Origin of the sequence: Catalinimonas locisalis, assembly GCF_038039535.1 — a bacterium.
Lineage (GTDB): Bacteria > Bacteroidota > Bacteroidia > Cytophagales > Cyclobacteriaceae > Catalinimonas.
Genome location: NZ_JBBPHP010000001.1, coordinates 316,287 through 330,907, shown reverse-complemented (window position 1 = coordinate 330,907; position 14,621 = coordinate 316,287). Strand labels below are relative to the sequence as shown.

Genomic DNA, 14,621 nt, shown 5'->3' with positions numbered 1-14,621 from the left:
TTCACTCAAGTTAAAATCCTCAACTAAAACCGTAACTTCTACGATCAGGATCAGATATTTAACTTATACATCCTGCTAAGAATAGCAAGTATTATTTTCTAATTACAGCACCCAACTCCTTTTCAAAGACCTTCATTAGCTTGTTCATCGTCTTGTCTATCACTTTGTCAGTAAGTGTCTTTTCCGCATCTTGCAGTACAAAACTAAGTGCATAAGCTTTTTTGCCTGCCCCTATACTTTCTCCTTCATAGATATCAAATACGTTAATATCTTTGACCAGAGTATTGCTGTATTTTTTTGCTACTGACTCAACCTGACTGAAGCCTAGTTGTTTGTCCAATACCAAAGATAGGTCTCTCCTTACTTCAGGAAATTTGGATATTTCCTGATAGATCAATCTTTCTTTAGCACTAACTTTTCTCACTTTTTCCAACAGGGCGGGCCAGTCTAAGCTCGCAAAAAACACAGATTGTTTTACACCAGCCAGTGCTGCCAGCTTAGGATGTAGCAATCCGGCCTGGGCGATGGACTCCCCGTTCAGCTGATAATCCAAACCGTAGCTAAACCTGGGGTCATCCACTACCTTTTGCGCAGGGTCGACTATATCAAACCTATTAAATATTTTTCTAATTATCGAAGACAAATTGTGAAAAGATACTTCTGTACTGTTAGCCTGCCAGCTCTCAGCTTGTTGTTGTCCACTCATAAAAATGGCCAATTGTCTTTTTTCCAAATACTTGCCTTCTGATTTTTGATAAGTTTTACCAAATTCAAAAAACTTCAGATTCTTCTTTCGGTGGCTAATATTATAAGCCATTACCTCTAAGCCACTAAATATGAGGCTCTGACGCATTACACCCAGATCTTCGCTTAGCTTGTTCAACACTTCTACTGAGTGTGCTCCTTTATGCAATGCTTCAGCATAAGCAGGTTTTGTAAGTGAGTTTGTAATTATTTCATAATACCCATTCCCTACCATCATTTCACTGATGCGAGCCTGTAATTTGTCCGAATCCATTTCGGGAAAACTGGAGAGAAAATCTGCGCTTAAGTGATCGGAAGTTTCTACTTCATCATAGCCATGAATCCGCAAAATTTCTTCAATAACATCCGCTTCCCGTTGTACATCTACCCGATAAGGAGGCACAACAGCAGTAAATCCCTGCTCATGTTCCTCTTCAACACCAATGTCAAGGTGCTCCAGAATGGATTTGATCTCATCGCGATCAAGGCGTTTCCCAATCAGGCGGTCAATATTTTTGTAGGCCATTTTTACACGAAAATCCTCGGCAGCTTTGGGGTAAATATCCACGATTTCTGATGAGATACTTCCTCCGGCAAGCTCTTTGATCATCAGAGCAGCTCGTTTCAGGGCATATACCGTGATCCTTGGATCTGTTCCACGCTCATACCGGAAGGATGCATCAGTCTTAAGCATATGATGCTGGGCTGTTCTGCGGATATACTCCGGCGAAAAGTAGGCGCTTTCCAGAAATATATTTTTTGTACTCTTTTTTACGCCTGATTTAATACCTCCAAATACCCCGGCAATACACATTCCCTCCTCAGCATTACAAATCATCAGGTCTTCTGCTTGTAATTTGCGTTCTTTTTCATCCAGTGTAGTGAATTTGCTTCCGGCGGGCAGAGTTTTTACCACTACTTTATTTCCGGTGATGGCATCCGCATCAAAAGCATGGAGGGGTTGGCCTAACTCATGCACTACAAAGTTAGTAATGTCTACCACATTGTTGATGGGCGTCAAACCGATAGCCTGCAAACGCTGCTGTAGCCAGTTAGGAGATTCTTTGATTGTAAGCCCGCTAATGGTAACACCTGAGTAGCGCGGGCAGGCCTCCATATTTTCAACTTCTACCTGCACCGGAAAGTCCTGATTGTCTATTGCAAAACTATCTACCGATGGCCACTGAAGCTCTTTGCGCAACAAAGCTTTAAGATCTCGGGCTACGCCTATGTGCGAAGCGGCATCTGCCCGGTTAGGGGTCAGACCGATTTCCAGTACCTGATCTTCGTAAATGTCAAAATACTGGGCAGCAGGCGTTCCATTAGGTAAATCTGTATCCAGCACCATAATGCCTTCATGAGAAGAACCAAGCCCAATCTCATCTTCGGCACAGATCATACCTTCCGATACTTCTCCCCTGATTTTTGCTTTTTTAATTTCAAAAGCATCTCCTTCTTCCGGAAACAGTTTTGCTCCTACAGTGGCTACCACTACTTTTTGGCCAGCCTCTACGTTAGGAGCCCCGCAGACAATAGGTTTTACCTCTCCATTGCCAATATCTACAGTTGTTTTTTTCAGACGGTCTGCATTAGGGTGCGCTTCAGCAGTAAGTACTTCGCCTATTACCAAACCCTTGAGCCCTCCTTCTACCTGCTCATATGCTTCTATTCCTTCCACTTCCAGCCCAGACATCGTAAGCTTGTGGCCTATTTCTTCCGTATTATGCTCAAAGTTGATATAGTCTTTCAGCCAATTGACAGATATTTTCATCTCTAATTAATCTTTCTTTGTCGTACGGTTATAAAAAATAAAAAAGCTGAGCTTCAGTTATGCACAGCTATTTCTCCAGAATTACTTCTGAAAACTTTATTTTGAAATTCCGAAAATAGAATTCCAAATAAGAAAGCAAAATTAAACATTTAGGTGGGTATGACACGAAAGCTTAGCTATATTTTTAACATATTTGGCTACATCTCAGCCAGATAGCCTTATTTATTGATGGGAAAATGTGCTAAAACAAAAAAAGGTGCAAGCTTACGCCTGCACCTCAATGTTTTTTAGAATATTACTTTAAGTAATTACTTCAGATCAATACTTCTTGAGTAAGTGTAGTTATCACCTACGATAGCCAGAGAGTACTGTCCGGGAAGTAATTTAGCTACGTTCAATCCTTTAGAGTAAGTTGCCTGAGAAGCTACGCTTTCTTCATAAAGCACTTTACCGTCTTGGTTATAAAGCTTCAGAGAAACAGGAGAGTTTACTCTGTTTAAGAATGCAACTTTTACCATTTCAGGCTCTACCTGGATAGCTGGCTTAAAGTATACAGCATTAGTTTGTCCGGCTGAGATTTGGAAAACTTCTTTAGAAATACCATTCTTAGTTCTTACTTCTACTTCATACTCACCACTTGGTAAGTTAGAGAAGTCGTACTTCTTCATGTAAGACTGGTCAGCGATCACCTCACGGTGCAAAGTTTTACCGTCCATGTCTTTAATTCTAAGTACAGCAGAAGCTTCATTAGAAAGGTTTGTTACACGGATAAAAGCTTTCTTTTCAGAAGACTTCACCTGACGTACACTGATAAGTGCGTCTACCTCGTCAGCTGCGAGTGTTGCAGTATTTACTGTAAACAAAGCAGCCATTGCCAAAATTGCGATTTTCATTGTTTTCATGATTCTACTCTTTTCGTGGTTAAAAACTTTCAATTCGTTTTTAATAATTTTGATTTCGGTTTACACTACAAATTTACGAAGGTTTTTAAATTTTCGTTACACATTAAATCAAAAAACTCTTATTTCATTGAAAAATTATCAACGAAATAGGAGTTTTTTTGAATAAAACCGCAAATCAACTTATTGAAGTATAAAACTGAACTGTTTTAAACCATTTGGTTCAATAAAATAGCAATTTTGGGGCAGGTAAATTATGAATTTTGTAATTATGCTATTTGTACTCTTTTTTATAAAAAAAAGTACTTTTTTCCCGCCTTCCCTACCTTTCAACATCACTTTTTATCCTGCTAAGGCAAATTAATCTGAAATTTATACTCGATAACAGCAAGTAATTGTTTGTAAATAGACCTTTATTTAGAATATTTTCTGTGTTTATCTCTTATTTTCTGCTTGCTTGTTTCTGCAAATGTAGCGCTCAAACAAGCGGAATTAATAGGCTAGAGAATATGTTTCATCAGTGCTATTAAATATTTATATTGAAACTATGGCAAGAACAGTAGATTTAGAAGCATTTAAGCAAAAACTGGACGGAGCACACAAATGGCCGTCTCTATATATGTTTAAGTTTATCGTACCCCGCGGAAAAGAAGATGAAGTATTTGCGCTTTTTCCTAAGAATAAACTTACTACTAAGGAATCCAGTAATGGAAACTATATAAGCGTTACTGCAAAAGTAATGATGGGCTCTAGTGATGCTGTGATGGAAAAATATGTAGAAGCCGATAAGATTGATGGCGTATTGGCATTATAGTACCGGTGGCTTTTTGTAATATTAGTGGTTTTGAAAAAGTACAGTTTTAGGTAAGACTCTAAAATAAACATAGCATGCCTTGCAGTGTTAGACTATAAATACACAAAAACTTTTTAACCTATGTGGAAAGAAGAAGATAACAAGCTAAAGAAAACTTTTGAGTTCAAAGATTTTGTGTCAGCTTTTGGCTTTATGTCTAAGGTGGCTATTGTAGCAGAGAAAATGAACCATCATCCTAACTGGAGTAATACTTACAATACTGTGAGCTTTGAACTGAGCACGCACGATGCCGGAGATAAGGTAACTGAAAAAGACCACAAACTGGCAGAAGCTATTGACAAGCTCACCTGATAGTTTATTGCCAATTTATTGAGTTGTTTGAAGGATTACGTTTAATTTTACATAAACTTTCGTGTCTTTTAAACAACTTTTTTTGTGCAGGAAAACGCATCCCTTTTTTTAGTCCCAACCCCAATTGGTAATCTCGAGGATATTAGCCTTCGCGCCCTGCGTATCCTCAAAGAGGTAGATACTATCCTGGCTGAAGATACCCGTAAGTCAGGAATCTTGCTGAAACACTACAGTATTGCCACCAAGCAACAAAGTTATCATGCTTTTAATGAGCACCGTACACTGGATAAACTGGTAGAAAGGCTAAAGGCAGGTGAAAGGATGGCCTTAATTACCGATGCCGGAACTCCGGCCATCTCAGATCCGGGCTTTCTGCTGGTAAGAGAATGCCTGGCACATGCGATAGAAGTAGAATGTCTGCCCGGTGCTACTGCATTTATCCCCGCCCTGGTTAAATCCGGGCTACCTGCTGATCGTTTTACTTTTGAAGGTTTTCTTCCTCACAAAAAAGGCAGACAAACAAAACTGCAGCAACTAAGTGAAGAAACTCGCACCATGATTTTCTATGAATCACCTCATCGCTTGTTAAAAAGTCTTCAGCAATTTGCAGATTATTTTGGTGAAGAACGCAACGCTTCTGTTTCCAGAGAGTTAACCAAATTGCACGAGGAGACTATTAATGGATCCCTTGCCGAATTGGTACAGCATTATTCCGAAACTAAAATTAAAGGAGAAATTGTCATCGTCGTTGAAGGAAAACAATAAGCCAGCTATCAAAAAGAGGTATGAGTTACTGATTTTATCTCTTATCAGTGGTCTTTTATTCTGGCTGGGCTGGCCGGTAAAACCTCTTCCATTTTTATTATTCTTCACAATTGCTCCTCTTTTTGCCATTGAAGATTACATAGCCCGGGGAAATTATAGGCATCCTGCACGTACTTTCTATGGATATCTTTACCTGATTACCCTTCTCTGGAATATTACTACTACCTGGTGGGTGTATCATTCCACTTTAGTGGGAGCTGTTTTTATGCTTATCGCCAACGCGGCATTGATGACTATCCCTTTCGTGCTGTTTCGCATCACCAAAAAATCTGCAGGAGCCAACTGGGGCTATTTTGGCTTTGTATTATACTGGATCACTTTTGAATATATCCATCTTAACTGGGATATTTCCTGGCCCTGGCTTACGCTGGGAAATGGCTTCGCCTCTTTTCCTGAATGGGTACAATGGTATGAATTCACAGGAGTATTTGGGGGTACACTCTGGATACTGCTCGCTAACATTGCTTTTTTCTTCGTCTTTCTTAAAGACCGGGCTATTCAGAACCGGCAGTTTCGCTGGAGAAGTTTTGTACTTACCCTTTTCTGGCTACTCATTCCTATCATTTACTCATATATTCGTTATGCTAATTATGAAAGTAAAGGAGAAGACAAAGAAGTAGTGGTGTTGCAGCCCAATATTGATCCCTTTACTGAAAAGTTTATCGGCTCAGATGATTTCATTCCTTTTGAGGAGCAATTAGAAATTTTCATCAGGCTTTCCGAACAGAAAATCACACCTCAAACCCGCTTCTTGGTATGGCCTGAAACTGCCTTTGATGGTATTTATAATGAAGAGACTATCAACAGTAACGAGTTGATTCAAAGGATCAAAAAATTTAAAGCTCAATATCCTCAGCTTGCCCTCATCACGGGTATGACAACTTTTGTGCTATATGAGAATGCACAAGAATCTACACCCACTGCCCGTTATCGCGAAGATGTGGGCTATTATGATGTATTTAACACAGCTTTTTATTTGGATGAAGATAATGAAATGACATTTTATCACAAATCTAAGCTGGTTCCCGGTGTAGAGATTATGCCTTACCCTAAGGCACTTGGTTTTGTTTCCGACTTACTTTTTAGCCTGGGGGGAACCTCTGGTGGGTTTGGAAGGCAAAATGAGCGTACAGTTCTGGAAAATAATGAAGGTGTGGGCATTGCTCCTGCTATATGCTACGAGTCCATTTATGGTGATTTTATGGCAGAATATATCCGTAATGATGCTAATGCAATTTTTATTATCACTAATGATGGGTGGTGGGGTAACACCCCCGGACATAAGCAGCACCTGGCTTACGCTACGCTAAGAGCTATTGAGCTTAGACGTAGTATTGCTCGCTCTGCCAATACGGGAATTTCTGCATTTATCAATCAGCGGGGAGATATACTGCAAGCTACCCGATATTGGGAGCAGGATGTAATTCGCGGTACTATTATGGTGTCAGAACAACTCACCTTTTACGCCCGTTATGGAGATTATATTGCCAGAACTACAGCATGGCTTTCGGTTTTTGTATTTTTGGCAGCAGTAGTCAAACGTCAACTTTTGAAAAACGCCTAATTTTTTACCATGGATTTATACGTTACGCTTAAAGAGACACTAGAAGTAGTCAAAGAAACAGGAAATTTTATTCATACTGAAGCACAGAAATTTAGTCATTCTTCCATTGAGTATAAGGGCAAAAATGATTTGGTTTCTTATGTAGACAAAGAGGCGGAAAAGCTTTTAGTGGCTGGTTTAGGAAATATTGTTACAGAAGCTGGTTTTATCACCGAAGAGGGAACGGCTGAAAAGGGCAAAGCAGAACAGTACAACTGGATAATAGATCCGGTAGATGGCACAACAAACTATGTACACGGTATTCCCCTCTATTCTATCAGCGTAGCACTAATGGAAGGGGACGAAGTAGTTTTGGGGGTAATCTATGAACCCAATCGTGATGAAATGTTTTATTCTATTAAAGGCGATAAAGCTTTTTTAAACGCAAAAGAAATTTACGTATCTCCGGTTCAAAAACTAGAAGAAAGCCTTATTGCAACAGGCTTTCCATACTCTAAGCTACAGAATGTACCCGCTTACATTAAGATTGTGGAGGAGCTTATGCAAAAAACCCATGGTCTACGCCGGATGGGTAGTGCTGCAATAGACCTGGCCTATGTAGCCTGCGGTCGTTTTGAAGGTTTTTTTGAATATAACTTAAAGCCCTGGGATGTGGCCGCCGGAGGTTTTATAGTACAGCAGGCCGGAGGAAGAGTTACTACTTTCACATCCAGCTCAGATTTTATTTTTGGGAGAGAACTGGTAGCGGGATGTGCCATTCACCCCGCCTTTGTTGAAGTAGTAAATAGGCATTGGCACTCCGGCTAAGCAGACACGTGAGTAAGGTGCTAAACTTGCTTTAATTCTCCGACCTGGCTTTTCAGCGCTGCAATTTCGGCCAGATACTCATTTTCTTTTCTTGCCAGCTCTTCCTGAGTAGCTTGTAGCTCTTCCATATTTTGTCTCATCTCTTCTTCCTGTGCACGCATTTGCTCTGTGTGTTCCTGGCTTTGCTCAAGCAGATTTTTCATCTCTTCTGCTTTTTGAGCAGCTAAAATTTCAGACCCGATATGCTCTGCTGAGAGTTCTAGAAGCTGAATTATATCATCCGTAATTGCTTTAAAGAAAGCCAGCTCAAACACTCCAACCACAGTCTCATTTACTTTAAGGGGCACTAGGATCAGAAAACGTGGCGTAGCTGCACCCAGCCCGGAGGTAATGCGCACATAAGACTCAGGTACCTCTTTCAAGAGAATAGTTTCTTTTTCCAGAAAAGTTTGACCTACTAAACCCTGGCCATAAGCCAATTCTTTTTCTACATATTTTTTCTTGTCATATGCATAGCAGCTTAAGAGTTCCAGCGTCTTGGTTTGCGGTTTATGTACAAATAGCGAACCCTGGTTGGCACTTACGTATCTTACTAGATACTGCAACACTGCATCAGAAGCCTCATTAAGGGAGAGTTCCTTCTTTCTAAGAATATCATGAATACCGGTGATTCCTTGATTAATAAATTTTTCCAGTCTCTCTCTTTGGTCTGCTTCACGCAATTTTTCCAACATGTGAAATAATGCCTGTCCCAATTTATCAGAGGTCTGACTCTCATCAATTTCAAGATTAAGATTTCCCTCAGCGATTTCAGCAGCAATACTTACATTTTTATCTGCCAGTTTTAGTTGTTCCTCAATCTGCACTCTCCCTTCTATCATTACTTTAGATTTTTTCCCAAAATCGTATGCCCAAAACGCACATAAGCCAATAATCACTGCAGCCAAACTGACATGAATTATAAAAGTATTGAGATCCATGAAAGCCAATTGCGTGAAATAGATTTCTTCCATACCTGCGTATTGCAGGTATGCAAAGGTTCCGTGGTGAATCACAATAAACAAGGTGGCAGGAATAAATATTTTCCAGTCTTGGTAAGTGATCAGTAATATGACTCCGATAAAGGCAAAGAAGTGCATCTCAAAAAGCCCATGCATCTGATAAATAAACTGAGCCATGAAAATGGAGAATGAAACTCCTGCCATATAATGGTGAAGCTTCCTCTCGGGAAGAAACCATAAAGGCACATAATATAGCAATAAACATAAGGGGCCTACGCTCAGGGCGATAAACCAAGTATCATAAACAGAGGCTAATCCCAAACCCCAAATAAAATACAGGCCTAAAGCGATCTGGATAACTTTATTTGACTGCTGATTTACTTCTTTGAAAGAATAATCTGCTTTTGAATGTAAGCTCTTTTGTTCACTCATTTTTAGAAAAAGAAAGATGTTGACTTTTTATCAGAGGGCAGCGAGCATCCATAGCTAATACTGGCCATCTCTACAAACTGAGGTAAAGGCTGCTTATTAACCAAAGCTTTAAGCGCTAATTCTGCAAAGCGGGTATCTCTGCTTGTACAGTATCTTGCTTTATTGTAATTACCTCGGTAATATATTGTCCCACTACCATTTAAAATTAATGCCTGGGGAGTAGCATAGACACCATAAGCGTCGGCAATCTTCCCATCATCATCACGAATTACCGGAACCTCAAACTCAGATTCCACCTCTCTTTGAGACTTATCTGACTGGTGTAAGATTACATAAAAGTCAACTGAGTCCTGATGCTGGCTGACCATCTCTTTGAACTGTGTCAGATTAAAGCGGGAACACGGGCAGTCAGGATTATAAAAGTGCAGAAAAACAGGTTTTCTATTCTCGCTGAAATTAAGTTGGCTTACATCCATTGCAGGTCTAGAACCTAAAGAAATTTCCTGATGATCAGTTGGCTTGGGAGTAGGCAACATATAAACCGCCTGCTCTTTCCAAAATATATACACAATGACGGAAACGATGCCTGTTAAAAAAACTAAAGTAAAATATGTTCTTATTCCTGAATCTTTCATGATAATGTGATTTAGGCAAATATAATAAAAATTATATTATTTTTAATTAAAGTACAATTATTACATAGTACGTAAATCAACTGCTTACTGGATTTTATTTTGTGAAAAAAAGTGTAAGAGCCTAGTAGAGATTATAGAAAACTTGTACATCTGAGCCCTTTTGCACTGAAAATAAGGTATTGTGAAAGGGAATTTTTAATGGTTTACATCTAGTAACAGCGATAAACTTATCCATAAGGTGAGCGTTACACTATAGAAAATGCTTATTACAAGCAGAGTATCACATCAACTAGCTTTTTAGGTTTATTTAATATATTTACATGATTTTTTCCAGAGGTGTCTGGTACATGATCGTCTCGGTATTTTTTTTCTCGTGCATGGGGCTCATGGTTAAGCTTGTACCCCATATTCCTTCAACTCAAGTAGTTTTCTTCCGCTCAATTATATCTTTAGTGCTGAGTTTCCTGATGCTCAGGCGTCAAAATGTTTCCGTTTGGGGTAATAACCAGAAGTATCTTCTTTTTAGAGGGATGAGTGGTGCTGTTGCGCTTATCTTATTTTATGAAACCTTACAGCACATCCCGCTGGCGAGCGCGGTTACTATAGGTTTTCTGGCCCCTATCTTTACCACCTTACTAGGAGTGTTTATCATACGAGAAAAAGTGTATCCTTTACAGTGGTTATTTTTCCTTGCCGCTTTTGGTGGAGTAGTTATGGTTCAAGGCTTTGATAGTAGAATCACTCCGTTTTACTTCATCATTGGAATTATTGCCACTTTTTTCTCCGGGTTAGCCCAAAACTTTATCAGGAAACTAAATACTAATGAGCATCCGCTGGTGATTATTTTTTACTTTCCGCTAATCACTACCCCCATCACAGGAGTTTATTCTATTTTTCATTGGGAAGCGCCTCAGACCTGGGACTGGGTAATATTGATTGCGATTGGCTTGTTTACTCAGTTTGCGCAATTCTTTATGACAAAATCCATACAGATGGAAGAACTCTCCAAGGTGAGTATTATTCGGTACCTAGGAATAGTATATGCACTAATCTTCGGCTACCTGTTTTTTGACGAGACTTATAATATATATACTTATGCCGGAATGGGAGTGGCTATTCTAGGAGTAGTGCTTAACCTATGGTATAAGCAGAGTAAAACGAAGAGGGCAACTAAAAAAATGGCTAAAGTGAAAAACTGAATCAGTTACAGGGTTTTGATTTCATGTTTACTTGCAAAAGTGTCTTTTAATCATTTGACTTCTTCATAGTCTACATATTCACCTCCTTTAAAATGGCGGGGACCTTTGCCATTTTTCTTATCATCTTCAGGAATATAATCTATGTTCACATTGCCATCGGCAGGCTGCTTATACTTACGCGATTTTGGTCCATAGCTGGCGTTGTAACCATTCTGACGCTGACGATTAAAATTTTTTGCCTGCTGCTTGGCACCAGACACTGTACGCATCACTTTAAAGAAAAAATTGACAACTCTAAAAAGTAAATATAGAAAGAAGAAGAATACTAAGATTTTCAATAACATAATTACGAGCGTTTTACCTCACAATATACTACATTTTAAACTTACATACCGGAGTATTAGTTTCGCATCACTGTCTTAAAAAGACTTTCTAGTACTGTAGACTGATAAAGACGCGAAATATGCTAAATCAGTTTTTCTGAATAGCTTTCCGCGTCTTTACTTATTGGCTACCTCTCTTTTACTACTTATTTCCTTCTACTTTACCTACTCAAGTACAGGTTTCTCTCACTGTATATCTTAAGGAAATAATCGTCCATCAAATCATCAATAAAGTAAATGGCTTCTCCTGTAGATTTCATTTCAGGTCCCAGTTCTTTATTTACATTCGGGAATTTATTGAAAGAGAAAACCGGCTCTTTGATAGCATAACCCTTTTTCACAGGATTGAACTTAAAGTCCTTCACTTTCTTCTCACCCAACATGAGTTTGGTAGCATAGTTAACATACGGCTCCTGGTACGCCTTACAAATAAATGGTACTGTACGTGATGCTCTTGGATTAGCTTCTATCACATATACTCTGTCATCTTTGATTACAAACTGGATATTGATGAGCCCTACTGTTCCCAGCGCCAGGGCTAGCTTCTTGGTATACATCTCAATTTGCTGCATCACAAAGTCACCCAGATTGTAAGGAGGGAGTACTGCATAAGAATCCCCGGAGTGGATACCGGCCGGCTCAATATGCTGCATAATACCAATGATGTAAGCCTCTTCACCATCACAGATCGCATCCGCTTCAGCCTCAATTGCGCCTTCCAGAAAATGATCCAGCAGAATCTGATTACCGGGCATGTCTTTGAGAATTTCCACCACATGCTCTTCCAGTTCTTTTTCGTTAATTACAATCTTCATACTTTGTCCACCCAATACGTAAGAAGGGCGCACCAGCAGAGGGAAGCCGATATCTTTAGATAACTCAAGGGCAGACTCAGCATCGGTAATGGTACCAAAGCGAGGATAAGGAATATCATTCTCCTTCAAAAGAGTAGAGAAACGACCTCTGTCCTCGGCCAGGTCAAGTGCTTCAAAGCTAGTTCCTAAAATTTTGATACCGTAGCGATCCAGTTTCTCCGCAAGTTTAAGAGCGGTTTGCCCTCCAAGCTGTACAATAACACCCTCTGGTTTTTCATGCTGAATAATATCATAAATATGCTCCCAGAAAACCGGCTCAAAATACAGCTTGTCAGACACATCAAAGTCGGTAGAGACAGTTTCAGGATTACAGTTGATCATGATGGTCTCATAGCCACATTCTCTGGCGGCCAATACCCCATGTACACAACTGTAGTCAAACTCTATTCCCTGCCCTATGCGGTTGGGACCGGAACCCAATACTACAATCTTTTTCCGATCGGAAGGAATGGACTCATTTTCTTCCTGGAAAGTGGAATAGTAATAAGGAGTATTAGCTTCAAATTCTGCCGCGCAGGTATCTACTAACTTATACACCCGCTTGATACCCATTTCTATACGCTTCTCATGTACTTCGCTCTCCAAGCAACGTAGCAGGTGGGCAATTTGCCGATCAGCGTAACCTTTCTGCTTAGCAGTCATCATCAAGGTTTTGGGCAAAGTATCCAGCGTATACTGCTCTATTTCTTTCTCCAGCTCTATCAGTTCCTCGATCTGAACCAGGAACCATTTGTCAATCTTGGTAAGTTTCTGGATCGTAGAAAACGAAATGCCTAATTTGAATGCATCATAGATTCTGAACAGGCGGTCTCCGGTAGGATGCTCCAGTTTTTCCAGAATCACTTTCTGATTGGTTTCTTCTTTACCATCAGCTCCCAAGCCATTACGCTTAATTTCCAGTGACTGGCAGGCTTTCTGAAGGGCTTCCTGGAAAGTACGACCAATACCCATCACCTCTCCCACTGCTTTCATCTGCAAGCCGAGACGATGATCTGCTCCTACAAACTTCTCAAAATTCCAGCGAGGAATTTTTACGATGGTATAGTCAATGGCCGGTTCAAAGAAAGCTGATGTGTTTCCAGTAATCTGGTTCTTCAGTTCGTCAAGATTATAACCAATCGCCAGCTTGGCAGCTATCTTTGCTATAGGGTAACCGGTAGCTTTGGAAGCCAGTGCTGATGAACGCGATACACGAGGATTGATCTCAATGCCTACAATAGAATCATCTTCAGGATTTACGGCAAACTGTACATTACAGCCTCCGGCAAACTGGCCTATTCCATTGATCATTTTTTTAGCCAGATCACGCATTTCCTGATATACGGTGTCGGGCAATGTCATAGCAGGCGCTACGGTGATAGAGTCACCGGTATGTACGCCCATCGGGTCAAAGTTCTCGATAGAACAGACAATAATGATATTACCAATATTGTCGCGTATCAATTCCACTTCATATTCTTTCCAGCCCAATATACTTTGCTCAATCAGTACTTCGTGAATGGGAGAAGCATGCAGACCCTGCGTAAGTGCTTTTTCAAAATCCTCAGCTTTTTCTACAAAGCCTCCTCCATAACCTCCTAATGTATAAGAAGGACGAATGACTAGCGGAAAACCAATGCGTTGGGCTATCTCTTTACCTTGTAGAAATGAAGTAGCAGTGTTCCCTTCACACACATTCACATTCAACTCTTTCATTTTGAGGCGAAACTTTTCTCTATCCTCAGTAGTCTCTATCGCATTGATATCCACTCCAATCAGTCTGGTGTTATACTTTTTCCAGATACCTGCTTTTTCACAGTCAATAGCCAGGTTCAGCGCAGTCTGTCCTCCCATGGTAGGGAGTACAGCATCTATATTATGCTTCTCAAGTATCTCAATAATATATTTTTTCTCCAGCGGCCTCAGGTATATGTTATCTGCTGTCACAGGGTCGGTCATGATGGTGGCAGGATTGGAATTGATTAGCGTAACCTCAATTCCTTCTTCCCTTAATGAACGAGCTGCTTGTGAGCCAGAATAATCAAACTCGCAGGCCTGACCGATAATGATAGGCCCACTTCCAATAATAAGGACTGATTTGATACTATGATCTCTTGGCATGGATAGGTATTTTATGAGTTGTGTTTATAAATTTCAAGTTTACAGTAACCACAATTTTCACTGATAACGTCAATGAGTGGAATACTGAGCCTCAGCACTTAAAGCCAATTTGGCTGCGAATTTAGTAGATAAAAGTCGGGAAATAAATGAAAGCGCTGATAAAACATCCTTTAAACCTCAATTAATGAAATCTTAAAGTGGCTTTATCCATTTTTCCTTTG

12 protein-coding genes are annotated in these 14,621 nt (G+C 40.0%); 6 read left to right on the top strand and 6 right to left on the bottom strand.

The features are described 5' to 3' along the window. Positions 1-91: 91 nt before the first annotated feature. Entirely contained in the window at positions 92-2,515 is a 2,424-nt protein-coding gene (pheT, locus tag WJR50_RS01475) for a phenylalanine--tRNA ligase subunit beta (protein ID WP_341291434.1), read from the bottom strand. Positions 2,516-2,823: 308 nt separating this feature from the next. Next, the gene (locus tag WJR50_RS01470; RefSeq protein WP_341291433.1) at positions 2,824-3,417 is read right to left on the bottom strand and encodes a T9SS type A sorting domain-containing protein; all 594 of its coding nucleotides are present in this window, start codon (positions 3,415-3,417) and stop codon (positions 2,824-2,826) included. Positions 3,418-3,961: 544 nt separating this feature from the next. Here WJR50_RS01470 and WJR50_RS01465 point away from each other — a divergent pair. The 5 genes from WJR50_RS01465 to WJR50_RS01445 all read left to right on the top strand — a co-directional run bounded on the left by WJR50_RS01465 (position 3,962) and on the right by WJR50_RS01445 (position 7,775). Next, positions 3,962-4,228 (top strand): DUF493 family protein, encoded by a 267-nt coding sequence (locus WJR50_RS01465; RefSeq protein ID WP_341291432.1) that lies wholly within the window; start codon positions 3,962-3,964, stop codon positions 4,226-4,228. A gap of 120 nt (positions 4,229-4,348) precedes the next feature. Further along, positions 4,349-4,579: a 4a-hydroxytetrahydrobiopterin dehydratase gene (locus WJR50_RS01460; RefSeq protein ID WP_341291431.1), complete on the top strand. Its 231-nt coding sequence runs from the start codon at positions 4,349-4,351 to the stop codon at positions 4,577-4,579. An 84-nt stretch (positions 4,580-4,663) separates the two neighbouring features. Continuing rightward, the gene (gene rsmI, locus WJR50_RS01455) at positions 4,664-5,344 is read left to right on the top strand and encodes a 16S rRNA (cytidine(1402)-2'-O)-methyltransferase (protein WP_341291430.1); all 681 of its coding nucleotides are present in this window, start codon (positions 4,664-4,666) and stop codon (positions 5,342-5,344) included. Next, entirely contained in the window at positions 5,316-6,968 is a 1,653-nt protein-coding gene (gene lnt / locus WJR50_RS01450) for an apolipoprotein N-acyltransferase (RefSeq protein ID WP_341291429.1), read from the top strand. Before rsmI ends, lnt begins: the two co-directional genes overlap by 29 nt. Positions 6,969-6,977: 9 nt before the next feature. Further along, positions 6,978-7,775 carry an inositol monophosphatase family protein gene (locus WJR50_RS01445; protein WP_341291428.1) on the top strand — a complete coding sequence of 266 codons (798 nt, stop codon included), beginning with the start codon at positions 6,978-6,980 and terminating at the stop codon, positions 7,773-7,775. 20 nt (positions 7,776-7,795) lie between these two features. Here WJR50_RS01445 and WJR50_RS01440 read toward each other — a convergent pair whose 3' ends face one another. Both WJR50_RS01440 and WJR50_RS01435 read right to left on the bottom strand, forming a co-directional pair. After that, positions 7,796-9,208, bottom strand: coding sequence for a GAF domain-containing protein (locus tag WJR50_RS01440; RefSeq protein ID WP_341291427.1), 1,413 nt, complete (start codon positions 9,206-9,208; stop codon positions 7,796-7,798). A gap of 2 nt (positions 9,209-9,210) precedes the next feature. Then, positions 9,211-9,843 carry a peroxiredoxin family protein gene (locus WJR50_RS01435; RefSeq protein WP_341291426.1) on the bottom strand — a complete coding sequence of 211 codons (633 nt, stop codon included), beginning with the start codon at positions 9,841-9,843 and terminating at the stop codon, positions 9,211-9,213. Positions 9,844-10,163: 320 nt separating this feature from the next. On the opposite strand from WJR50_RS01435, the gene WJR50_RS01430 reads away from it, so the two are divergent. After that, positions 10,164-11,042, top strand: a complete 879-nt coding sequence (locus WJR50_RS01430) for a DMT family transporter (protein WP_341291425.1) — start codon at positions 10,164-10,166, stop codon at positions 11,040-11,042. 50 nt (positions 11,043-11,092) lie between these two features. Here WJR50_RS01430 and WJR50_RS01425 read toward each other — a convergent pair whose 3' ends face one another. After that, positions 11,093-11,386, bottom strand: coding sequence for a DUF4834 family protein (locus WJR50_RS01425; protein ID WP_341291424.1), 294 nt, complete (start codon positions 11,384-11,386; stop codon positions 11,093-11,095). A gap of 200 nt (positions 11,387-11,586) precedes the next feature. Further along, a complete protein-coding gene (gene carB, locus WJR50_RS01420; protein WP_341291423.1) occupies positions 11,587-14,400 on the bottom strand; it encodes a carbamoyl-phosphate synthase large subunit in 2,814 nt (937 codons plus the stop codon). Positions 14,401-14,621: the final 221 nt, after the last annotated feature.